We start from the raw sequence: 23,091 nt of genomic DNA, 5'->3' as shown, positions 1-23,091 counted from the left end.
GATTTCCGCTGTCAATGTGGAGTGCCCTTGCTCCTCGGGTTAGACCCGCCCCCAAAGTTCACAAAGAGAAAAGCCGCCGCGGCTGGCCCGCCGGGCGGCTGAAGGAGCGACGGACGCGTGCGACGTCAGGCCGAATAGAACTTGCCGTGGAAGCCGTAGGGCACCCAGTAAGGCAGCCAGGCTCGCGCCACCGGCCCTGCGGCCAGGGCCATCGCGTCGAAGACGCTGAGGAAGCTGCGCTGGCGGCGCGCGTCATAGCCCATGCCGACCAGCCAGCCCTCCCCTTCGCGGGTGCTGCCGGGCTTGGGCACGAGCACATGCTCCTCGACGACGGTGTCCGCACCGAAGCTGAAGCGCTCGCGCGCGCCACTCTCGATGTCCAGCCGCATCAGGCCGTTGAAGCCCCAGCGCGCGCCGGTGTCGACAGCGGTGGGGTACCAGACGAAGCGGTGGCGCTGCGCGACGACACGCGGGTCGACGACGGGGAACTCGACGGCCTCGTCGCGCGCAGCCACGCTGAGCCGGCCGGTCTGCAGGTCGATCTCCAGCACCCGCGGCGTCGACACATCGCGCGCCGTGCGCTCGCCGCGCATGATCTGCTGCGCCCCAGTGTTGAACTCCGGCAGCGGCGTGCTCTGCACATAGTCCAGCCGCAGCGTGCGGCCGTCGTCCCAGGCATTGCCGAAATGGAAGACCTGGGCGGCCGGCATCTCGAAAATGCGCTGCCTGGAGAAGTCCGCCTTGTCGACGACCAGCACACGGGTCGGCTGTTCGCCGGCCCAGCGCATCGCGTCGATCATGGACGCGCCAGCACGCACGGCTGCCATGTCCATGGTGATGGGTGCAAGCAGGAAGACGAGGTGGCGCTGCGACACGGCAAAGTCATGCAGCATGGCCGGCGCGCTCACGTCCAGCAGCGCGTGGCGGCGCACGGTGCCGGCGGCATCGAGCTGGTAGACCACGAGCCGGCCGTTGGCCGTGCCGAAGTTCCACACCGTGCCGTCAGGCTCCACCTTGGGGTGGGCCGAGAACGGCATGCCGCGCAGCTCGGGCGCCCAGGTCTTGACGCCGCGGGTGGCCAGCGTGGCCGGGTCCAGCTCGTAGGCGCTGCCACCCTCCCACAGCGCGTAGAGGTGGTCGCCCTGCAGCAGCACGCTGGTGTTGGCCACGTTGACGCTGTCAGGGCCGCGCACCGGGAGTTCGGCCTTGATGGCCGTGCCGAAGGCGGGCAGCAGGAAGCGGCCGGCCTGCTGTTCGGCGCGGAATTTGTCGGTCTGCACGAAGCGGGCGCGGTGGCTGGCGCGGCCGTCCTGCAGCGTCCAGGATTGCACGAGGCCGTCGCCGTCGAACCAGTGGTGGTAGCGCTTGTCGGCACGCTGCATCAGGCCCGGGCCGTTGCGGAAATAGCGGCCGCGCAGCGCGGCGGGCAGGCGGCCTTCGATGGCGGTGCTGGCGGTGTCCAGGTCTTCGCCCGCCAGGCCACGCATGGGCACCAGCTCGGGCGCATCGGCCGCAAAACCGTCGGCCGGCAGGCCCAGGGCCAGCAGTTCAGGGCTGAGGCCACCGGCCAGCAGCGCGGTGACGAAGGAACGGCGTGTCGTGGTCATGGCCGCCTCCGTTCAGTTCAGGCGGACCTTGACCGGCATGCCGGCCACGGGCGTCACGACGGCTTGTTCGAACTTCGGCGGGCCGAAGTTGCCGGCCGCGTTGTTCGAGAAGCCATAGGGCTCCGTCGGAATGCCCATCGCGTTCATGTCGAGACGGCCGTTGGCGTTGGCGTCCTGGAACAAGCTGATGGCCAGCGGGCCGTCGGGCAGGTCCTTGAGCACGACGCTGAACTTGCCGCCCACCGCCTCGGCACCGAGGGTGAAGCGATGCCCGGCCTGCGGCTGGCGCAGCCAGCTCGTGGGCTCGGTGAACACAGCCACCATCAGGGTGGCGCCCTGCAGTCGGCTGGCGTCCAGGCCCTCAACCTCGAGGGTGACATCGGCCGCCTGGCTGCACAGCGGCAGCAGGGCGAACAGGGCGGCGGCAAGAGCTTTGTTCATCGCGGTCTCCAGGGTTCAGCAGTGGGAATGGCTGAATTCTGGAAACCGCCCCGCCGCGGCGCGAGCGCGCTGCGACGGGTGGGCCTTGGATGGCGCCAGTGGCGCCAAGCCGGCGTCAGTTGCGGCGCTTTTGGACGGCGGCGGCCAGTTCGCGCAGCAGTGGCTCGGTCTGAGCCCAGCCCAGGCAGGCGTCGGTGATGGACACGCCGGGCTTCAGGTCGGCCTTGGTCTGGCCCTCGGCCAGGTCTTGCCGGCCAGGCTGCAGATGGCTTTCGATCATGACGCCGGTGATGCGCTGGTCACCCCCCGCGATCTGGCCTGCCACGTCACGGCCGACATCGATCTGGCGCTCGTACTTCTTGCTGGAGTTGGCGTGCGAGAAGTCGATCATGACCTGCTCGCGCAGGCCCGAGGTCTTGAGCGCGTCGCAAGCGGTGTTGACCGACGCTGCGTCGTAGTTGGGCGCCTTGCCGCCACGCAGGATGACGTGGCAGTCCTCGTTGCCGCGCGTCTCGAAGATGGCGGCCGTGCCCATCTTGGTCATGCCCATGAAGGCATGGGCGCTGCTGGCGGCCAGCACGGCGTCGCTGGCGACCTTGATGCCGCCGTCGGTGCCGTTCTTGAAGCCGACCGGGCAGCTCAGGCCCGAGGCCAGCTGGCGGTGGCTCTGGCTCTCGGTCGTGCGCGCGCCGATGGCGCCCCAGGCAATCAGGTCGGAGATGTACTGCGGCGACAGCAGGTCCAGGAACTCGGTGCCGGCCGGCAGACCCAGCTCGTTGACGTCCAGCAGCAGCTGGCGCGCCAGGCGCAGGCCCTCGTTCATGTGGAAGCTGCCGTCCAGGCGCGGATCGTTGATGTAGCCCTTCCAGCCCACCGTCGTGCGCGGCTTCTCGAAGTACACGCGCATGACGATCAGCAGGTCGCGGCTCAGCTCCTCGCGCGCCGTCTTCAGCAGGCGGGCGTAGTCCATCGCCTGGTCGTGGTCGTGGATGGAGCAAGGGCCGACGATGACGAGCAGGCGGTCGTCACGGCCATGCAGGATGGCGCTGATCTCCTGGCGGGCACGCTCGACCAGCTCCAGCGTCGCGTCGGGGATGGCCAGCTCTTCAAGCAGCAGGGCCGGGCTGATCAGTGCGCGGACGGCGCCGATGCGGGTGTCGTCGGTGCGGGTCGTGTCGCGCGTCTCATCGCGGGAGCCGGCTTCGCGGTCGTGGTGGGGGTCGTCGAGGGGTTTCATGTGCAGGGCTCCCAGGGAAGCCTCGCATTTTCACCGCTTGGCGGCAGCAAAGCACACGGCCAGCGCAGAGAGCCCGAATCCGGCCATCGCCAGGGGCTCCAACCGCTCGCCCAGCAGCACGAAACCCATCAGCGCCGACACGCCCGGGATCAGGAAGAAGAGGCGCGCCACCTGCCCCGCCTGGCCGCGGCGGATCATGATGAACATCAGGCTGAAGGCGCCGATGGAGTTGACCAGGCCCAGCCACAGCCAGGAGCCGATCAGCTCGGGCGCCCAGTCGATGGCGAAGCCTTCCGTCGGCCCGGCCACCGCGGCCACGGCCAGGGCTGACACGGCCATCTGGATGCCGGCGCCGCTGCGCAGGTCCATGTGGGCGCAGAAGCGCTTTTGGTAGAGCGTGCCTGCGACGAGACCCAGCAGCCCGAGGCCCGCGACGGCGTAGGCCGTCCAGGCGCCGTTCAAGGGCTTGTCGGCAATGACCAGGGCCACACCCATCAGGCCGCCGAGAAGTGCCAGCAACTGGTGCCGACCGATGCGCTCGGCCAGCCAAAGATGCGCTCCCAGCGCGGTGGCCAGCGGCATCAGCCCGATCAGCAGGCCGGCCACGCCGGCGCTCAGGCCCCACTGCAGCGCGAAGTAGATGCATGAGAAGTGCAGCACCTGCATCAGCAGGCCAACGACGGCCAAGTGCCCCCAGCCGCGCGCACGGTGCGGCCAGGGCGCGCCGGTGGCGGCGGCGACAGCCAGCAGCACGACGGCGGCAAGGCCGAAGCGCAGCGTCAGCAACGTCAACGGCCCGGTGTGCGGCAGCGCCAGCTTGCCCGCCACGTAGCCACTGCTCCACAGCAGGATGAACAGCAACGGCAGGCTGGACGCGGCAACGGCAGACAGCAGCTGCGCCGAGAGGCTGGGTCGGAACGACCGGGCCATGCAGGGCGACAAGGTGGTGGACATGGCAGCTCCTTTGAAAAGGCAGGGCTCGACTCTAGAAACCAGCGATACAAGACACAATCCAGCAAAAAGTCGATTCAGAGTTTCCAAACGGAGCACGATGAGATGGGCCGACTCGAAGACCTGCAAGCCTTTGCCCGCGTCGTCGACGCACGCGGCTTCTCCGGCGCCGCGCGGCTGCTGGGCACCACCAAGTCGGCTGTCAGCAAACAGGTCGTGCGGCTGGAAGACCAGCTCGGCACCCGGCTGCTGCACCGCACGACGCGCAGCGTCAGCCCCACGGCCGAGGGCCGCAGCGTCTACGAGCGCGCGTTGCGCCTGCTGGACGAAAGCCTGGCGCTGGAGACCGAACTGGCCGGCCGCCGCGACGAACCGCGCGGCGTGCTGCGGCTGTCGGTGTCCACGGCTTTCGGCAACCTGCAGTTCACGGCGCTGATGGCCGAGTTCTGTGCCCGGCATCCGCAGATCGACGTCGTGCTGGGGCTGAACGACCGCTATGTGGACCTGGCCGAGGAAGGCTTCGACGTCGTGCTGCGGCTGACGCACAAGCCGTCCGACGGGCTGGTGGCGCGGCGGCTGGCCGCCATCCGCTTCGTGCTGTGTGCGGCGCCGGCCTACCTCGAAGCCCATGCCGAGCCGAAGACGGTGGCCGACATCGCCGGCCACCGCTGCCTGCGCTTCGGCTACCTCCAGTCGCCTGACCGCTGGCGCTTCCGACACGCCGAAGCCGGCGAGACCGAGGTCGAGACCCGCGGCGCCCTGCGCTTCGAAAGCGGACTGACTGCCAACAGCAGCGAATCCCTGCGCGTGGCGACCCTGGCCGGCATGGGCTTGGCCGTGCTGCCCACCTATGCCATCGGCGCCGACCTTCGCGCCGGCCGACTGAAGGCCGTGCTGCCCGACTGGCAGCCCGTGGGCGGCTTGGCCGACGCCGACACCCTCTACGCCGTCTACCTGCCCAGCCGCCACCCGGCGCCCAAGGTGCGGGCGCTGATCGACTTCATGCTGGAGAAGATGGGCGAGGTGCCGCCGTGGGATCGAGAGAGCTAACCGATTTTTTCACCGCACCCTTGGCAGAAACGCGCGTCTGGCATGTTGCGCGCTCCGCAGTGCCGGCAGAACAGCTGCTGCGCTGGCGCCTCGGCGCTGCCGGGCGAGGCCAGCAAAGTGGCCACCTCACCTTGCAGCGCCGGCGCACCCACGGCACCCGTGAGCGCTCGTTCCGTCTGCGCGAGCGCGGCGATGCGATTCATGTCCTCGGCGCTGTTGGGTGCCACCAGGCTGGCTCGACTGCGGCCGAAATCGCTCAGATGCTGGCCCAGCTCCTTCGCCTCGGCATCGGTCGAGAACATCGCGGTGATCTGGCGCGATCCATCCTTGCCGAACACGACGGACTCGATACGAGCCCGCCAGACGCGCAAGGTCATGGCTTCGGTGCGCACGATCTGGTTGCTCGTTTGCACGCGGGCGGTGAACTGGTTGCCCGTGCCAACGCTGGCCGTCTGGTAGGTGCCTTCCATCTCGACCCAGGTCATGGCGGATTGGAAGTCGAAACGCCCCCACAGCTGCGCGGACGAACGCAGGCAGAAGCCTGCGACCACCAGGAAGATGGTCGACGCGCCAAGCAACTGCAGTGGCAGCTCCTGCTCCTGCAACGCGCGCTGGGCAACCAGACAACCACAAACGCTGGCCACGAGCGTGAGCACCATCGCGTAGAGGTCGAGGGCGGCCAGGAAGCGGTGGCGCTCCGATCCCAGGGCTTGCAGAACCGACGCCGGCACCATGTTCGGCATGGGGATGGGCTGCGATTCCTCCAGTAGCTCGCCGCTGAACGCGCCGGAATGCAGTTCGGGCTGGATGCTCGGCACGCCACGCGCATAGCGTCGATTCGGGATGCGTTCCGTCCACTGCTCCTGCATCCGGCGTTCCAGCTCGTCCAGCAACAGCCCCGGCGGCACATTCAGCGACAGGCGCAACTGCTCCGAACTCGTCTGCGTGGGCGGCGGCGGCGCGATCTGGTTCAGTGAGGCGAGCAACAGCAGCCCCGAAGCCACCGTGCCCGAGATCAGCAGCATGAAGGTCTGCGGCGCCAGCGAGAACGGCAGCACCGGCAGCCCCTTGCTGAGCATGCTCACGACAGCAGGCCCGATCACGGCTGCCACGATCAACAGCACCAGGGTGCGGGTGCTGAGTTCGGCCCGCCCGCCGCCCAGGAAAGGGCGAAGCAGAAAAACCAGCCCGAAGGCGAAGTAAGCCGCCGACAGCAGCGGCCGGCTGGCCTCCGCCCCGAAGACGCCCCAGGCCAGCACGAAGCTGAGCGAGGCCGCCACCATGGCGCACACGTTGAAAAAAGCACTCCGAGCCTGGCTCTGCACGGGCAAGGGCGCCGTGATGAGCTTGGGCACCCAGTGGTACAGCACGCCATCGATGGCGCCGGACGGCTCCGGATAGGTCAGCGCCCCCTCCCGCAGCAAGCGCTTGATTTCATCCGCCGCGGGCGAGTTGCCGCTGGCGGCCTGTGGGATGTCCGGCGCCAGGGAATGCGGCCGGCCGCGACCGAAGAAAAAGCGCAGCCGCTTGGCTGCCACGCCCGCTGCCAACACGCCAACGAAAAGCAGCGCGATGCCAATACCCAACGGGATAGGCGCCAGCGAGTGCCTGGCGGCCACCAACACGTACAGCCCCGCCAAGACGAGCACCGCGCTGGACGCCAGCAACAGGTGGTTCTGAACCTTGTAGGGGTTGGGTAGCTCCAGCGTGGCGCCGGCCGAGCTGTAGTCGTAGCTCAAGTGGAGCTCCTTGTTTGAAGTGATCCGCTGGACCGGCAAGCCATTGCACGCGGCACCGCCGGTAGCGCCCCAGCGTAATGCACTTGGGCCAGCTAGTTGGCAGCGGCTGAGAGAATTGCGGGCTATGCCGCTGATCCCCTACGCCCTCACCCGCCCCTTCCTCTTCGGCCTGGACCCGGAGCACGCCCACGAGCTGACGCTGAACAGCATCGCCAAGCTGCAGAACACGCCCGCGCAGCTGCTCTGGTGCGGCGAACGCATCAGCGACCCGGTGACGATTGCCGGCCTGCGCTTCCCGAACCGCATCGGCCTGGCCGCCGGCCTGGACAAGAACGGCCGCTGTATCGACGGCCTGGGCGCGATGGGCTTCGGCTTCATCGAGGTGGGCACCGTGACGCCCAAGGGCCAGCCCGGCAACGACAAGCCGCGCATGTTCCGCCTGCCCGAGGCCAACGCGCTGATCAACCGCCTGGGCTTCAACAACGAGGGCCTGGCGAGCTTCGTCGCCAACGTGCAGCGTGCCCACAGTTTCCGCAAGGCCGGCGGCATCCTTGGGCTGAACATCGGCAAGAACGCCGCCACGCCCATCGAGAACGCGGCCGACGACTACCTGCTGGGCCTGGACGGCGTGCATCCGCATGCCGACTACATCACCGTCAACATCTCCAGCCCCAACACCAAGAATCTGCGCGCGCTGCAGAGCGATGCGGCGCTGGACGCGCTGCTCGGCGCCCTGCAGAAGCGCAAGCAGCAGCTGGACGCGCAGAGCGGCCGACGCGTGCCGATGTTCGTCAAGATCGCGCCTGACCTGGAGGAAGACCAGGTCGCCGTCATCGCGCAGACGCTGACCGCCAACGGCATCGACGGCGTCATCGCGACGAACACGACGATTGCCCGTGATGCGGTGCAGGGCATGCAGCATGCGAACGAGACGGGCGGCCTGTCGGGTGCACCGGTCTTCGAGGCCAGCAACCGCGTCATCCGCCTGCTGCGCGCGGCGCTGCCGGCGGGCTATCCGATCATCGGCGTGGGCGGCGTGCTGAGCGGCGCCGACGCGCGCGCCAAGATCGAGGCCGGGGCCGACCTTGTGCAGGTTTACACCGGCCTCATCTACAAGGGCCCGGCCCTCGTCAGCGACTGCGCGAGGGCCCTGGCCCAACGCTGACACCGCCATGCGCCTCGCCGCCCTCGCCTTCTGCCTCGCGCTGCTCGCCGGCTGCGCAACGCCGGACCGCGATGCGCGGCTGCAGCCCGGCGTCAGCCGCGAGGCGGACATCGTCGCCATCTACGGCGCACCGGGGCGCATCTGGCCCGAGGCCGATGGCGGCCGCACGCTGGAGTATTCGAGCCAACCCATGGGCCGGCATGCCTACATGGCCCGCCTCACGGCCGATGGCCGGTTGCTCGGCATCGAGGACGGCCTCGCCCCCGCCGGCCGTGCGCGCATCGAGCCCGGCATGACGCCCGAGCAGGTCAGCCGCATCCTCGGCCGCGAACGCACACGGGTGTTTTTCCGCAACAGCGGCGAGGACGTCTGGGACTGGACCATCGAGCCGGACCAGGCCGGCTACGGCCTGCGCTTCAATGTCCACTTCAAGGACGGGCTCGTCGTGCGCACGACGCAGAGCATGGTGTTCCCGAGCCGCATGCCCTTCTTCGACGAATGAAGGCCTGACCCTAAATTCCGGCCGCTGGATCGATTAGGCTTCGCCCCGTTTTTCAGGGAGAAGTCATGAGATCCATGTCAAAGGCCGGCATCGCACTGGCCCTGTTGTCATCTGTCTGCAGCTGGGCCCAGGCGCCCAAGCTGCCCATCGCGGCCTTCTTCGGAGCGCCCGCCTTCGAACGCGCCGTGCTGTCGCCGGACCAGAGCCGCGTCGCCGTGCTCGTCAACCGCCCCGGGGAGCGCACCAAGCTCGCCCTGGCGCGCGTGGACGACGACAGCCCGACCGATGTCGTCGCCGCCGTCGACCAGCTCGACGTGGCCAGCATCCACTGGCTGAGCTCGACGCGACTGGTCTTCCAGGCCGGCCAGCGCCACGAACTGCGCGACACGCCGGTCTCCGTGGGCCTGTGGGTGCTGGATGTGCCCAGCGGCGACGTCAAGCAGCTGATCTCCACCCGGTTCAACATCAACCCCGGCCAGGCCCAGACCGGCACGCGCGTCAAGGAGGCGGTGGACAAGCTGCTGCCCTGGAACTGGCGGCTGCTGCGCGCGCTGGATGACGGCAGCGACGACGTCATGGTGCAGCGCTACACCTGGGACGAGACGGGCGAGTTCAGCCACGAGGTGCTGGGGCGGCTCAACACCCGAACCGGCAAGCTGACCCTGATCACGGACAACGTGCCCAACCACGTGGCGCGTTGGCTGGTGGACCGCAAGGGGCAGCCCCAGGCCTGCATCACGTATGAAGGTGCCGGGTTCGGCGTCCACCTCTTCGACGCCGACAGCAAGTCCTGGAAGCTCTGGCGCTCCGGGCGCCGCAACATCGACGCGATGCCCATGCCGCTGGCACGCCTGCCAGGCGGTGACCTGCTGGTGGCCGGCTACGACCGGGCCGAGTCCAAGGGTGACATCCGCATCGTCCAGCGCCTGACCGCAGCCGGCGAAACGCGACAGACGCTGCTGAGCATTCCCGGCTATGACTGGAGCGGCGAGGTCGTGCTCGACCGCGACAGCGACCGGCCGCTGGGCCTGCGCTACGAGGCCGACGCCGCCGACACCGCCTGGTTCGACAAGGACATGAAAGCCTTGCAGGCGGAAATCGACAAGCTGCTGCCCGCGACGGTGAATCACCTCAGCTGCCGCGACTGCCTGAAGGACCGGCGCGTCCTCATCCACGCGGCGTCGGACCGGCAGCCGGAAATCATCTACGCCTACGACCGCGACGGTCGCCAGCTCAAGACGCTGTTCCGCTCGCGCCCGACGCTGAAGGCCGCCGACATGGCGCCGCGCGAAGTGCTGCGCGTGAAGACGCGCGACGGGCTGGAAATGCCTGTCCAGCTGACCAGGCCCCTGGGCGCCGCCGGCGCGAGGCCTGCCGTCGTGCTGGTGCACGGCGGCCCCTGGGTGCGCGGCAATCACTGGTACTGGGACGGCATGGCCCAGTTCCTCGCCAACCGTGGTTACCTGGTCATCGAGCCCGAATACCGCGGCAGCGAGGGCTATGGCGTGCGGCACGAGAACCTCGGCCGCCGGCAGTGGGGCCAGGCCATGCAGGCCGATCTGGCCGACGCGGCGCAATGGGCGGTCGACAAGGGCTTTGCGGACGGCAAACGCCTGTGCGTCGCCGGCGCCAGCTACGGTGGCTACGCGACGCTGATGGGCCTGGTACGCAACCCCGAGCTCTTCCGCTGCGGCTTTGAATGGGTGGGCGTGACCGACCTCGATGCGATGTTCAGCCGCAGCCGCACCGACATCCAGCGCCTGTGGGAACACGATCTCAAGACGCTGATTGGCGACCCTGAGAAGGATGCCCAGATGTTTGCCGAGAACTCGCCTGTGCGGCAGGCGGCCAAGATCAAGCAGCCGCTGCTGATGGCCTACGGCGCCGAGGACCGCCGCGTCGAGGCCCAGCAGGGCGTGGACATGAAGAAGGCCCTGGAAGCTGCGGGCTACCAGGGCCTGGAGTGGGTCGTCTACCCGAACGAGGGCCATGGCTGGCGCTCGCTGGAGACGAACAAGGACTTCTGGGGGCGCGTCGAGCGTTTCCTGGAGCGCCACATCGGCGGCGCTCCGGTCAAGCCCTGAGCGGCTGCAGCGGCGCGGTCGATTAGGCTCCGCCCCGTTTTCAGGGAGAAGTCATGAGATTCATAGCGCGAGCCAGCATCACGCTGGCTTTGCTATCGGCTGCCAGCGGCTGGGCCCAAGCACCCAGGCTGCCCATCGAGGCCTTCATGAGCCCGCCGATGTTCGAGCGTGCGACGCTGTCGCCCGACATGAGCCAAGTGGCGGTGCTGGTCAATCGCCCGGGTGAACGCACGCAGCTGGCGCTGGTCAAGCTTGACGACGTCAACGGCACCCGACTGGCTGCGGCGGTCAACGATCTCGACATCGTCAGCACGCACTGGTTGAGCCCCACGCGGCTGGTCTTCCAGACCGGACAGGCTCACAAGTTGCGCGATGAGCCGATCGCGACCGGGCTGTGGCTGCTGGACCTGACCAGCGGCGAGAGCAAGCCCCTGATCGCCGACCGTCCCGATCATTTCATCTCCAGGAACAAGTCGGCTTTTGACAAGCTGCTGCCCTGGGATTGGCGTTTGCTGCGTGCCCTGAAGGACGGCAGCGAAGACCTGATGCTGGAGCGTGCCGAGTGGCAATCCACCGGCGAGTTCAGTCACGTGGTGCTGGGCCGCTACAACACGCGCAGCGGCAGGCTCTCCCTCGTCACCCAGAACGTGCCGGCCAACGTCTGGGAATGGGTGGTCGACGGCAAGGGCCGACCGGAGGCCTGCGTGACCGTGAGCGGCGCCAACTTCGGCATTCATCTTTTCGACGCTGAAAGCCAGAGCTGGAAACTGTGGCGCACGGGGCGCCGCAACATCGACGCCATGCCGGACCCACTGGCGCGCTTGAGCGGCGGCGACCTGCTGGTGAGCACCTATGAAGCCGACGGCGACACCCGCGTCGTGCAGCGGCTGCGCACCACGGCTGAAGGCAAGGGGGAGACGCTGCTCAACATCCCGGGCTACGACTGGCGCGGCCGTGTCATCCTCGATCCCCAGACCCATCGGCTGCTGGGCCTGGGCTATGAAGCCGACGCCGCCGACACCGCCTGGTTCGACAAGGACATGAAGGCCCTGCAGGCAGAGATCGACAAGCAGTTGCCGGCCACGGTCAACCACATCGGCTGCTCCGACTGCCTCAGAGACAACCGGTTGCTGGTGCATGCGGCCTCCGACCGGCAGCCCGAGACCATCTACGTGTACGACCGTGCCGAGCGCAAGCTGAGCACGCTGTTCCGCTCCCGCCCGAGCCTGCGCGCCGCCGACATGGCGCCACGCGAGGTGCTGCGCATCACCGCGCGTGACGGCTTGTCCCTGCCCGTGCAGCTGACGCGGCCGCTGGGCGCAGCAGGCCCCCGCCCGGCCGTGGTGCTGGTGCACGGTGGCCCGTGGGGGCGCGGCAACCACTGGTTCTGGGAGGGCGAAGCCCAGTTCCTGGCTAATCGCGGATATCTGGTCATCGAGCCCGAGTTCCGGGGCAGCACCGGCTACGGCACCGGGCACCAATACCTCGGCCGCAAGCAGTGGGGCCAGGCGATGCAGCACGACCTCGCAGACGCCGCGAAATGGGCCATCGACAAGGGCCTGGCCGACCCCAAGCGCATCTGCATCGCCGGTGCCAGCTATGGCGGTTATGCGACCTTGATGGGTCTGATCCGCGATCCGGCGCTTTTCGCCTGCGGTATCGACTGGGTCGGCGTGACGGACCCGGCCTATATGTTCAGCCGCAGCAGGACGGACGTCGAGAGTATCTTCAAGGACAACGACCTGAAGCTGACCGTGGGTGACCCGGTCGCCGATGCGCCCATGCTGGCGGCCAACGCCCCAGTCAAGCTCGCGGCGCAGTTGAAGCAGCCGCTGCTGATGGCCTATGGCGCCGAGGACCGCCGCGTCGAACTGCAGCAGGGCATCGACATGAAAAAGGCCCTGGAAGCGGTGGGCTACCGGGGCCTGGAGTGGGTCGTCTATGACAACGAGGGCCATGGCTGGCGCTCGTTGGAGACGAACAAGGACTTCTGGGGGCGCGTGGAGCGCTTTCTGGAGCGCCACATCGGTGGCGCTCCGGTCAAGCCGTGATCAGCGGTCGTCGCGGCGGCGGCGCGACACGACGAAGCCGATGACGCCGAGGCCCGCGCCCAGCAGGGCGTAGGTCTCGGGCTCGGGCACCGGCACAGCCGATGCCGCCGAGTTGATGGAGTAGGCAGCAACACCAGCGGCGTTGCCGAAGACCGAGTAGTAGTAATCGCCAGCGGCCAGCGACACGGTGTGAACCGTCGGTGCGCCGGCATAGGTCCAGGCACCGAAGCCGATGTCGTCGACCGTGCCGACCAGGCCGTCAACACCCACCGAGAACAGGCTGTACGTGCCTGCACCGATGGCGCCCAGGGAACTCAGGCTGCTCGCCACGTCGGACTGAGCGCCCAGCGAGAACGAAAAGGTGTCAAAGATGATCCCGCCGGCCGTGAGGCCGAGGGCGCTTTCGAGCAGATCGTGCTGCCCCCAGGCCGTGCTGGCAGCCTGGCTGCTCAGCGCGGTAAGTGCCACCACTGATGCGGCGGCGATAGATTTCAACTTCATTGCGTAGCTCCTGACTTGACGGTCAAGCACAACCGCCAATTTCATTGTGCAGTGCAGCGAAGCCACGTAAACCCTAGCGACACCCTTCGGCTTAGGGAGGCCGGCCGCTATGTTGTAGCGGCATGTAAATAGAACGCTAGGCATTGTCAGTTGTGCGCCAAGTCACCGTGTGCTGACACGTTTACTGAGCGCATATGCATCGTCAGTCGACACTGAGCCGCGCGACTTTTTGCAGGCCATCCACGGCCTTGCCCTTGCGAGCCCGCTTGCCGGCGTGAGCCGCCAGGGACTGGTTCCTCAGCGACTCCTCGCGCGGTTTTCCGCCACGGCCGCTGCCGAGCACGCGCAGCTGGGTCGTGAAGCAGGCGACCGACACGACGCTGTCCTTGTCCTCCAGGTCCATCAGCATCAGGCCCTTGCCGCCCTTGGGCTGGTGCTTGAGCTCGTCCAGCGGGAAGCTCAGCAACCGCCCCTGGGCGCTGAGCACGCCGAGTTGCAGCGCAACGGCATCGGTCGGCACGAAGGCCAGCAGCGGCGTCTCGCCTTCATCCAGCGCGAGGAAGGTCTTGCCGGCTTTCTGGCGGCCGACGAGGTCGCCGATCTGGGCGATGAGGCCATAACCGGTGGAGCCGGCCATGACGATGCGCGTTGCGGGTGAGCCCGCGATGTAGTGCGCGATCTGCGTGCCGCTCTCCAGCTCGATCAGCGTCGTGATGGGCTGACCATCGCCGCGGCCGCCAGGCAGGGCCGAGATCGGCACCGAGTAGACGCGGCCATTGCCGCCCATGACGATGAGCGGGTCCACGCTGCGGCAGCGGAAATGCCCCCACAGCGCATCACCGGCCTTGAAGGTCTGGGCCGCGACGTCGACCTCGTGGCCCTTGAGCGCCCTCACCCAGCCCTTCTGGCTGACGATGACGGTGACGGGCTCGTCGACGATCTTCACCTCGGCGGTGACGCGCTTCTCGGCCTGGATCAGCGTGCGGCGGTCGTCGCCGAACTGCTTGGCGTCGGCTTCGATCTCCTTGATGACCGTGCGGCGCAGCGCTGCCGGCGAGCCGAGGATGTCTTCCAGCTTCGTGCGCTCGTCGCGGAACTTGGCCAGCTGCTGCTCGATCTGGATGGCCTCCAGCCGCGCCAACTGACGCAGCCGGATTTCAAGGATGTCCTCGGCCTGGCGATCACTCAAGTTGAAGCGGGCGATCAGCGCGGGCTTCGGTTCATCCGATTCCCGGATGATCTTGATGACCTCCTCGATATTCAGCAGCACGAGCTGCCGGCCTTCGAGCACGTGGATGCGGTCGTTGACGTGAGCGAGGCGATGCTCGGTGCGACGGCGAATCGTCGTCTGGCGGAAGCCGACCCATTCGGTCAGCACCTCGCGCAGGCTCTTCTGCGTCGGCCGGCCGTCGGCGCCGATCATCGTCATGTTGACGGAGGCGCTGGTCTCCAGGCTGGTGTGGGCCAGCAGCGCGTTGATCAGGTCCTGCTGCTCGACCGTGCGGCTCTTGGGCTCGAAGACGATGCGCACGGCCGCATCCTTGCTGGACTCATCGCGCACGCCGTCCAGCACGGCCAGCAGCCCGGCCTTGAGCTGCAGCTGCTCGGCGGACAGCGTCTTCTTGCCAGCCTTGACCTTGGGGTTGGACAGCTCCTCGATCTCTTCCAGCACCTTCTGCGCGCTGGTGCCGTGCGGCAGCTCGGTCACGACGAGCTGCCACTGGCCGCGGGCCAGGTCCTCGATCTTCCAGCGGGCGCGCACCTTCAGGCTGCCGCGGCCGGTCGTGTAGGCAGCGCGGATTTCCTCTGCCGCACTGATCAACTGGCCGCCGCCGGGGAAGTCCGGGCCCGGCACCAGATCGAACAACGCGTCGTCGGACAGCTTGTCGTCTCTCAGCAGCGCGACCGCAGCGGCCGCCACTTCACGCAGGTTGTGGCTGGGGATCTCGGTTGCCAGGCCCACGGCAATGCCGCTCGCGCCGTTCAGCAACACGAAGGGCAGCCGCGCCGGCAGCTCGATGGGCTCCTGCAGCCGGCCGTCGTAGTTGGCGCGGAAGTCCACCGTCTCCTCATCGATCTCGTCCAGCAGCAGCCGGGCGATGGGAGCAAGGCGGGCTTCGGTGTAGCGCATCGCCGCGGCACCGTCGCCGTCACGGCTGCCGAAGTTGCCGTGGCCGTCGATCAGCGGATAGCGCAGCGAGAAGTCCTGGGCCATGCGCACCAGGGCGTCGTAGACGGACTGGTCGCCGTGCGGATGGAAGTCGCCCAGCACGTCGCCAACGACCTTCGCGCCCTTGACGGGCTTGGCACCGGAATTGCCGCTCCAGCCCAGGCCCAGCAGCTTCATCGCATAGAGGATGCGGCGCTGCACGGGCTTCTGGCCATCGGAATAGGACGGCAGGGCACGGCCCTTGACGACGCTGAGCGCGTATTCGAGATAGGCCTGCTGGGCGTAGGCGGCCAGCGTCAGCGCGTTGCTGTCGCCGCCGTTGGAACCGCCGTCGGTGGGCGAGTTGAAATCGATGGGGGTCTGGGAACTCATGGATGCAAGGTCAAACGCTGCGCGCGGGCCGGCTGGCTCTGCTGCAGCAGGGCCCAGTACAGCTCGAGAACGAGATGCACATGGGCCTGGGTTTCGTCGATGTCGGGCACGCGGTTGCCGGCGCGGCGCACGGCGCCCTCGCCGGCATTCCAGGCCGCCAGTGCCGCGTCGATGCGGCCAAAGCGGCGCAGCAGGTCGGCCAGCATGCGCGCGCCGGTTTGGATGTTGATGCGGGGCTCGATCAACCGCGCGGCGTCGGCCGGCGTTGCGTAACGGGTGGCCGTCTCAGGGGTGATCTGCATCAGGCCCATAGCGCCGCGCGGCGACACGGCACCGCGCTGGTAGCCGGACTCCACCGCAATGATGGCCTTCAGCAGTTCGGCGTCCACGCCGTGCTGGGCGGCGGCCTCGCGCACCCAGGGTTGCACGGCTTTGACTTCGGGTGCGATGTCCAGCCAGTTCAGCAGGGCCAGCCCGGCGTCGGCCTTGCCCGGCACGCGCTGCATGCCGACGCTGCCAAGCACCGGCGTGTAGCGGGCGCTCAGCTGGCGCGGCGCGAAGTGGGCCACGCCGGTCGCGTCGACATAGCCCCACAGCTCGGCATGCGCAGGAAGCGCGAGGGCAAGCAGCAGGAGCAGAGCCACCTTCATGCGCCCTCCAGCCCGAGTGCCACACGCGCCTGGTACTCGCGGTCGAGCAGCGACATGACGATCAGCGAGTCGTAGCCATCGGCGCCGTCGGTCGTCACGCGCACGCTTTCGCGCAGCCGGCCCTCCTCGACGAAGCCTTCGCTGCGATACAGCTCGAAAGCTCGCGTGTTCAGCGCCTTCACGTCCAGCCAGAAGCGGTGGGACTTCAGCTGCGTGAAGGCCATGGCCTTGAGTTGCCGCACCGCGGCCCGCCCCAGGCCACGGCCCTTGGCTTGCAGCACCAGGCGCTTCAGCTCGACCGAACCGTTCGGATTGCGGCAGCCTTGGAGGATGACGAAGCCGATGCGTTCTAGCGCATCCCCCTCCTCCACGATGAAGTGCCGGGAGTCGGGGAAGCGGATGGCGCCTTCATGCTGGGTGCGCTCCCAGGGCGTGATGAAGGGCAGGTTCGCACCGTCGCGCTCGACCGAGACGACCCAGTCGAGGTCGGACAGCATGGTCGGGCGCAGTCTGAGGCTCATGCGCCCTCGAAGCCTTGCAGCACGGCGACGACGTTGCGGCCGATAGCCTCGGTGGCGTAGCCGCCTTCCTGGATGAAGAGCGTCGGCACGCCGAAGGCGGCCAGGCGCTGGCCCATCGCGCGGAACTCGGGCTCGTCCAGCTTGAAGTGCGAGATCGGGTCGCCGCCGTAGGTGTCCACACCCAGCGACACGATGAGGAGATCGGGTTTGTAGGCCGTCAGCCGAGCCAGGGCTGCGTCCAGCGCGGCGAACCAGTCGTCATTGGCCACGCCCACCGGCAATGGGAAGTTGGCGTTGAAGCCCGCGCCCTCGCCTGCACCGGTCTCGTCGGCATGACCGAGGAAGAACGGGAACTCGGTGCGCGGGTCGCCGTGGACGCTGGCGTAGAACACGTCGGCGCGGTCGTAAAAGATGGCCTGGGTGCCGTTGCCGTGGTGGTAGTCCACGTCCAGGATGGCCACGCGCGCCAGGCCCGCGTCGCGTGCCGCCTGGGCGGCGACGGCGGCGTTGTTGATGAAGCAATAGCCGCCGAAGAAATCGGCACCGGCATGGTGGCCGGGCGGGCGGGTCAGCACATAGGCCGAGCGCTGGCCGGCCAGCACGAGGTCCAACGCGGTCAACGAAGCCTGCGCGCCGGCATAGGCCGCGACCCAGCTGCCAGCCGTCAGCGGCGTGCCGCTGTCCATCGAATACAGGCCCATGCGTGCCGCAAAGCTTGCCGGCTCGACGTCGCTGCGCAGCGAGCGCACCGGCCAGACGGCCGGGAAGGCATCGCCCTCGCCGCCCATGGCCAGCCACTGGGCGTGCGCGCCCTCGATGAAGTTCAGATAGCGCGCCGAATGCACCCTCTCCAAAGGAGCACGGCCATGGTCGACCGGCGCGAGCACGTCGCCCAGGCCCGCGGTTTGCACCGCCTGCAGGATGTAGTCGGCACGCGCCGGGATCTCGAACGCCGGCACCAGGCGGCCGCGGAAGAACTCATGCGTTGCCGCATGAGCCGCGTGGCTGGCGTTGTAGACCGTCTGCATCAAACGTCCACTTCCACCGCGTCGCCGTGCAGTTCCATCAGCTCGCGGCGCGACGCTGCCTCGCCCTTGCCCATCAGCTTGTTGAAGGCGTCCACCGTGGCGCCAAAGTCGAGCAGGCCGTACTCCACGCGCGACAGGCGGCGCGTTTCCGGGTTCAACGTCGTGTCCCACAGCTGCTCGGCGTTCATCTCGCCCAGGCCCTTGAAGCGGCTGATGCTCCACGAGCCCTCACGGGCGCCTTCCTTGCGCAGCTTGTCCAGCGTCGCGGTCAGTTCGCCCTCGTCCAGCGCGTAGAGCTTGGCCGCCGGCTTCTTGCCGCGGGCCGGCGCGTCCACGCGGTACAGCGGCGGGCGGGCGATGAACACATGGCCCGTCTCAACCAGCTTGGGGAAGTGGCGGAAGAAGAGCGTGAGCAGCAGCACCTGGATGTGCGAGCCGTCCACGTCGGCGTCCGACAGGATGCAGACCTTGCCGTAGCGCAGGCCGCTCAGATCCGGCGTGTCGTTGGGGCCGTGCGGGTCCACGCCCAGCGCGACCGAGATGTCATGGATCTCGTTGTTCTTGAACAGCAGGTCGCGCTCCACCTCCCAGGAGTTCAGCACCTTGCCGCGCAGAGGCAGGATGGCCTGCGTCTCCTTGTCGCGGCCCATCTTGGCGCTGCCGCCGGCCGAGTCGCCCTCGACGAGGAAGACCTCGTTGTGCAGCAGGTCGCGGCTCTCGCAGTCGGTCAGCTTGCCGGGCAGCACGGCCACGCCAGAGCCTTTTCGTTTTTCAACTTTCTGACTGGCGCGTTGCCGAGTTTGCGCCTGCTTGATGACCAGCTCGGCCAGCTTCTTGCCATGGTCCACATGGTGGTTGAGCCACAGCTCCAGCGCCGGCTTCACGTAGGCCGACACCAAGCGCAGCGCATCGCGCGAGTTCAGGCGTTCCTTGGTCTGGCCCTGGAACTGCGGGTCCAGCACCTTGGCCGACAGCACGAAGCTGGCGCGAGAGAACACGTCGTCGGGCATCAGCTTCACGCCCTTGGGCAGCAGCGAGTGCATCTCGATGAAGCCCTTGACCGCGCCGAACAGGCCGTCCTTCAGGCCCGACTCGTGCGTGCCGCCGGCCACGGTCGGGATCAGGTTGACGTAGCTCTCACGCAGCGGCGCGCCGTCCTCGGTGAAGGCCACGCACCACGACGCGCCCTCGCCTTCGGCAAAGTTCTCGCTCTCGCCGGCCGTGGCAAAGCCTTCGCCCTCGAACAGCGGGATCAGCGGGTCGCTGCTAAGCGACTGCGCCAGGTAGTCACGCAGGCCGGCCTTGTAGAGCCACGTGGTCGTCTCGCCGGTCTTCTCGATCTTCAGCGTGACGGTGACGCCGGGCATCAGCACGGCCTTGGAGCGCAGCAGATGCACCAGCTCATGCTTGGGCAGCTCGGCGCTCTCGAAATACTTCGCCTCGGGCCAGACGCGGACCGTCGTGCCCTGCTTGCGGTCGCCGCTGGCGGCCGGGCGGGCCACCACCTGCTGCACCACGTCGCCATGCTCGAAGGCGATGCCGGCCACCTGCTTGTCGCGCCAGACCGCCACTTCCAACCGCTTGGCCAGTGCATTGGTCACCGACACGCCAACGCCGTGCAGGCCGCCCGAGAAGCTGTAGGCGCCGCCCGAGCCCTTGTCGAACTTGCCGCCGGCGTGCAGCCGCGTGAAGACGATCTCGACGACGGGCACGCCCTCCTCGGGGTGCAGGCCAAAGGGAATGCCACGGCCGTCGTCTGCGATGGACACCGAGCCATCGACATGCATGGTCACGTCGATGCGCTTGCCGAAACCGCCCAGCGCCTCGTCGGCGGCGTTGTCGATGACCTCCTGGATGCAGTGCAGCGGGTTCTCGGTGCGGGTGTACATGCCCGGCCGCTGTTTGACGGGCTCCAGGCCCTTCAGAACACGGATGGAGGCTTCGCCATAAGCGGCAGGAGAGGAAGGCGGACGACTCGACATAGGGGCGGGATTCTATGGAGGCGCGCCGACGCGCCCTTTCAGCGGTGTCAGCGCGCCGGGCAGGCGGCGTAGGCGGCTTGCACCTGTGCGCGTTTCACCGGGTCGGCACGGTCACCGATGGCGGCCCGGTTGTCGGTGTAGGTGCAACCGGCGTCCTCGGCCTTCCAGGAGCGCGTATCGAGCAGGTCGTCGCCGCCCGGCTTCTGGCCGCGCTCGGCCCAGGTGACGAGGTCGTCGAATGCCGTCGTGACCTCGGCGGTGGTGAAGCTGCAATGGCCGACATCGCGGATGAGCCGCTGCGTCAGCCGCTGCAAATTGCCCTGGGCCGATACCCGTTGCCGGTAGCGGATCTGCATGTCGATCGGCACCGTCAGATCGCCCAAGGTCTGCAGCGCCATCACGGGCGCGGTCAGCTGGCCCGTCGTCAGTGGCATCCAGCGCAAGCCCTGGCTTTGCAGCGGATTGGCGTCCGGCTCGGCGCTGAGCCGGCGCACCACGGTATTGAGTTGCCGGGCCTCTTCATCCGGCGCTGCATCACTGAATTTGTACTGGACCTGCTGGGTATCCATTCCCTTCAGCGCCAAGATACCGTCAAGTGTCGGTTTCCCATTCATCAACGAGAACCGAACGTTGTGATGGTAGGGATCCATCCACCCTTCGCGGAAAAATGGCCTTTGCCCGCCGCTGAGCTGCTCCATCAACGCAGCGAGCTTGACCACGCCAGGATGGCTGGGATTTCCGGTATTGGTGGAATTCGGCAGCATGGCCTGCATTGCAGTCAGGTTCTGGGCATAAACCAGGCTCGGATAATCTTCGGCCGGAAAACCCAGCAGCTGCTGCATGGCCAATTGGTAGGCCGCCATATAGTTATACCAATCCACACCCGACACCGAGCCACACAGCGCCAAGGCGCCGGCGTAGCTCAATGGATTACGGGCATTGCGCACAACCTCGGTCTCGACCGCCGCCGCTGCAATATGCCCACCCATGGACATGCCGGCAATATAGATGCGCTGCGGCGCCGTCAGCGTCCGGCCATGCTGGGCTGCCAGCTGCTGGAACCTGGCCGCCAGCTTGTTGGTGTCCTCGATGCCTGCATTGACATCGTAGAAATTGCGGGTGTAACTCGACGCAGCCCAGGCATAGCCCTTTTGCAGCAGGTGCCGACGAATCAGCGGGTTCTCGATGAAAAGCGTCGACTCGCTCCAATATCCCCGCGCCCACATGACGAGAGAACCATTCCATTGCTTGGGCACCTCGACGCGATAGGCCGCACCGTCCAATACCCCCACCCACCGATCCGTATCCACGCCAACGCCGTCCAATGCCGGTAGGGAAGCCTCCACCGGCACCACGAAACTCCTGGAATCCTGCACGCGCGTCAATCGCGGCGGCGGAGTAACAGGCCCGGGTTCAGCCGACCCGCCACCGCCACCGCCGCAGCCACCCAATATCAGGCCAGCACACAAAACGGCAACACGGCAGAAATTAGCACCGAACCGAATATTGAAGCAGCCCTTCACTTCCTGATTATTTATTGCACGCACAAATCATCCCTGACAAAGCTCTTATGCACAGGCATTTTGCCGTATTCGGATGTCAAGGCTCGTAACAGCACGCCTCGGCACCGAGGCGACCATGATTTAGCATCGCGCACCTCTCAAAGCCCGCCCAAAACTCTTGCTCCGCTGCCTGCTTGCCTCGTTGATATTGGCGCCCGCGCTCACGCTGGCCCAGCCCTACCAAGCCAGCGCCCCGCTGAGCTGGGAGTTGAAGAACGCCCGCTGGTTCGATGGCCGCCAGATCCAGCGCGGCAACCTCTACGTCGAGAACGGCGTGTTCGTCGCCAAGAAGCCGGCCAAGGTCAACCGCAAGATGGACCTGCGCGGCCAGCAGGTGCTGATCAACCCGCTCGCCGAGGCCCACAACCACAACCTGCAGACGGCCTGGGGCTGGGGCCAGTTCGCCGAGAAATACATCGACGACGGCGTGTTCTACGCCGCCATGCTCTGCGGCGACCCGGCTGGCGTCGCAGAAGTCCGCCCGCTGGCCGCAACGCCGGCCGCGCCCGACGTCAGCTTCGTCACCGCCTGCATCACCTCGCCCGACGGCTACCCGCTGGCCGCCGTGCTGCCCGAACCCACTGCCGAGGCCGCGGCGGCCCAGAGCCAGATCGTCCTTGTCGACAGCCCCGAACAGGCGCGCACCCAATGGCCGGCCATCAAGTCGCGTGGCGGCACCTGGCTGCGCATCGTGCTGGCTCACAGCGAGCGGCCCGAGCTGAGGCAGCAGGCACCCATGTTCGGCCGCCTGGGCCTGCGGCCCGACACGGCCAGTGAGCTGACGCGCCTGGCCCATGCCGAGGGTCGGCGCGTCGTCGCCCACGTCGAAACGGCCGCCGATTTCGACGCGGCGCTGGCGGCCGGCGTCGATGCCATCGCCCACCTGCCCGGCTATGCCAACACGCTGGACGAATCGCCCAAGCGCTTCGCCATCAGTGAAGCCGCGGCAAGCCAGGCGGCGCGCCAGCGCACTGCGGTCATCACCACGACTGCTGCGACTGCGCTGTTCAAGCTCGACGCCACAGCGCTGGCCGCGCTGCGCGAGGTGCAACGCGCCAACCTCACCCGGCTGCAGGCGGCCGGCGTGCCCTTGTTGGTGGGTTCGGACGTGTTCATCGGCACTGCACGCGCCGAGCTGCATGCGCTGGACGAGCTCGGCCTCGACCGCGCAACGCTGCTGCGCCTGGCCACGCACGACACGCCTCGCGCCCTCTTTCCCAACCGCAAGCTCGGCTGCTTCGAGGCCGGCTGCGAGGCCAGCTTCCTGCTGCTGGGCGGTGACCCGATTGCCGATCTGACGCAAGTCGACATGCCGCTGCTGCGCGTCAAGCAGGGCCGGCTGCTGACCCGGCTGGCCGACGTGGCGGCGTCCAGCTCGCAGGCCAGCACATCCACGGCGGATCCGCCCAAGCCCGCAAAGAAGAAGGCCGCCGCCAAATCCAAGACGCCCAGCAAGGCCAAACGGCGCTGATTACAGT

Annotated in this window: 18 protein-coding genes; 6 read left to right on the top strand and 12 right to left on the bottom strand. The window is 67.7% G+C overall.

Annotated elements, in window-relative coordinates; genetic code table 11:
- Nucleotides 1-125 precede the first annotated feature (125 nt).
- From AC07V5_RS22000 to AC07V5_RS21985, 4 genes are all read right to left on the bottom strand, one after another.
- A complete protein-coding gene (locus AC07V5_RS22000) occupies nt 126-1,607 on the bottom strand; it encodes a carotenoid oxygenase family protein (RefSeq protein WP_495117842.1) in 1,482 nt (493 codons plus the stop codon).
- A gap of 12 nt (nt 1,608-1,619) precedes the next feature.
- Entirely contained in the window at nt 1,620-2,048 is a 429-nt protein-coding gene (locus tag AC07V5_RS21995) for a DUF2141 domain-containing protein (RefSeq protein ID WP_495117841.1), read from the bottom strand.
- 115 nt (nt 2,049-2,163) lie between these two features.
- Nucleotides 2,164-3,285 carry a 3-deoxy-7-phosphoheptulonate synthase gene (locus AC07V5_RS21990; RefSeq protein ID WP_495117840.1) on the bottom strand — a complete coding sequence of 374 codons (1,122 nt, stop codon included), beginning with the start codon at nt 3,283-3,285 and terminating at the stop codon, nt 2,164-2,166.
- A gap of 30 nt (nt 3,286-3,315) precedes the next feature.
- Entirely contained in the window at nt 3,316-4,239 is a 924-nt protein-coding gene (locus AC07V5_RS21985) for a DMT family transporter (RefSeq protein ID WP_495117839.1), read from the bottom strand.
- A 102-nt stretch (nt 4,240-4,341) separates the two neighbouring features.
- Between AC07V5_RS21985 and AC07V5_RS21980 the strand changes: the two genes are divergently transcribed.
- Nucleotides 4,342-5,286, top strand: a complete 945-nt coding sequence (locus AC07V5_RS21980) for a LysR family transcriptional regulator (RefSeq protein WP_495117838.1) — start codon at nt 4,342-4,344, stop codon at nt 5,284-5,286.
- Here AC07V5_RS21980 and AC07V5_RS21975 read toward each other — a convergent pair.
- Nucleotides 5,283-7,025: a zinc ribbon domain-containing protein gene (locus tag AC07V5_RS21975; protein ID WP_495117837.1), complete on the bottom strand. Its 1,743-nt coding sequence runs from the start codon at nt 7,023-7,025 to the stop codon at nt 5,283-5,285. The genes AC07V5_RS21980 and AC07V5_RS21975 overlap by 4 nt on opposite strands.
- A 124-nt stretch (nt 7,026-7,149) precedes the next feature.
- Between AC07V5_RS21975 and AC07V5_RS21970 the strand changes: the two genes are divergently transcribed.
- From AC07V5_RS21970 to AC07V5_RS21955, 4 genes are all read left to right on the top strand, one after another.
- Nucleotides 7,150-8,190 carry a quinone-dependent dihydroorotate dehydrogenase gene (locus AC07V5_RS21970; protein ID WP_495117836.1) on the top strand — a complete coding sequence of 347 codons (1,041 nt, stop codon included), beginning with the start codon at nt 7,150-7,152 and terminating at the stop codon, nt 8,188-8,190.
- A gap of 7 nt (nt 8,191-8,197) precedes the next feature.
- Nucleotides 8,198-8,692 carry an outer membrane protein assembly factor BamE gene (locus AC07V5_RS21965; RefSeq protein ID WP_495117835.1) on the top strand — a complete coding sequence of 165 codons (495 nt, stop codon included), beginning with the start codon at nt 8,198-8,200 and terminating at the stop codon, nt 8,690-8,692.
- 65 nt (nt 8,693-8,757) lie between these two features.
- Complete coding sequence (locus AC07V5_RS21960; RefSeq protein WP_495117834.1) at nt 8,758-10,776, top strand: alpha/beta hydrolase family protein; 2,019 nt, start codon at nt 8,758-8,760, stop codon at nt 10,774-10,776.
- Nucleotides 10,777-10,829: 53 nt separating this feature from the next.
- Nucleotides 10,830-12,827 (top strand): alpha/beta hydrolase family protein, encoded by a 1,998-nt coding sequence (locus tag AC07V5_RS21955; RefSeq protein ID WP_495117833.1) that lies wholly within the window; start codon nt 10,830-10,832, stop codon nt 12,825-12,827.
- Here the strand turns inward: AC07V5_RS21955 and AC07V5_RS21950 are convergent, their stop codons facing one another.
- The 7 genes from AC07V5_RS21950 to AC07V5_RS21920 all read right to left on the bottom strand — a co-directional run bounded on the left by AC07V5_RS21950 (nt 12,828) and on the right by AC07V5_RS21920 (nt 21,574).
- Complete coding sequence (locus AC07V5_RS21950) at nt 12,828-13,328, bottom strand: FxDxF family PEP-CTERM protein (protein ID WP_495117832.1); 501 nt, start codon at nt 13,326-13,328, stop codon at nt 12,828-12,830.
- A gap of 202 nt (nt 13,329-13,530) precedes the next feature.
- The gene (gene parC / locus AC07V5_RS21945; protein WP_495117831.1) at nt 13,531-15,870 is read right to left on the bottom strand and encodes a DNA topoisomerase IV subunit A; all 2,340 of its coding nucleotides are present in this window, start codon (nt 15,868-15,870) and stop codon (nt 13,531-13,533) included.
- On the bottom strand, nt 15,867-16,520 hold the full coding sequence (locus tag AC07V5_RS21940) for a lytic transglycosylase domain-containing protein (protein ID WP_495117830.1): 654 nt from the start codon (nt 16,518-16,520) through the stop codon (nt 15,867-15,869). Before AC07V5_RS21940 ends, parC begins: the two co-directional genes overlap by 4 nt.
- Entirely contained in the window at nt 16,517-17,041 is a 525-nt protein-coding gene (locus tag AC07V5_RS21935) for a GNAT family N-acetyltransferase (protein ID WP_495117829.1), read from the bottom strand. The genes AC07V5_RS21940 and AC07V5_RS21935 overlap by 4 nt, the downstream gene beginning before the upstream one ends.
- Nucleotides 17,038-18,069 (bottom strand): histone deacetylase family protein, encoded by a 1,032-nt coding sequence (locus AC07V5_RS21930; protein ID WP_495117828.1) that lies wholly within the window; start codon nt 18,067-18,069, stop codon nt 17,038-17,040. Before AC07V5_RS21930 ends, AC07V5_RS21935 begins: the two co-directional genes overlap by 4 nt.
- Complete coding sequence (locus AC07V5_RS21925) at nt 18,069-20,051, bottom strand: DNA topoisomerase IV subunit B (protein ID WP_495117827.1); 1,983 nt, start codon at nt 20,049-20,051, stop codon at nt 18,069-18,071. The genes AC07V5_RS21930 and AC07V5_RS21925 overlap by 1 nt, the downstream gene beginning before the upstream one ends.
- A gap of 47 nt (nt 20,052-20,098) precedes the next feature.
- Nucleotides 20,099-21,574, bottom strand: a complete 1,476-nt coding sequence (locus tag AC07V5_RS21920; RefSeq protein WP_495117826.1) for an alpha/beta hydrolase — start codon at nt 21,572-21,574, stop codon at nt 20,099-20,101.
- 181 nt (nt 21,575-21,755) lie between these two features.
- On the opposite strand from AC07V5_RS21920, the gene AC07V5_RS21915 reads away from it, so the two are divergent.
- Nucleotides 21,756-23,084, top strand: coding sequence for an amidohydrolase family protein (locus AC07V5_RS21915; RefSeq protein WP_495117825.1), 1,329 nt, complete (start codon nt 21,756-21,758; stop codon nt 23,082-23,084).
- Nucleotides 23,085-23,091: the final 7 nt, after the last annotated feature.

This window comes from Roseateles sp. GW821-FHT02E12, assembly GCF_059421665.1.
Note: the sequence above shows the minus strand (reverse complement) of the source record. Positions and strands in the feature narration are given on the sequence as shown.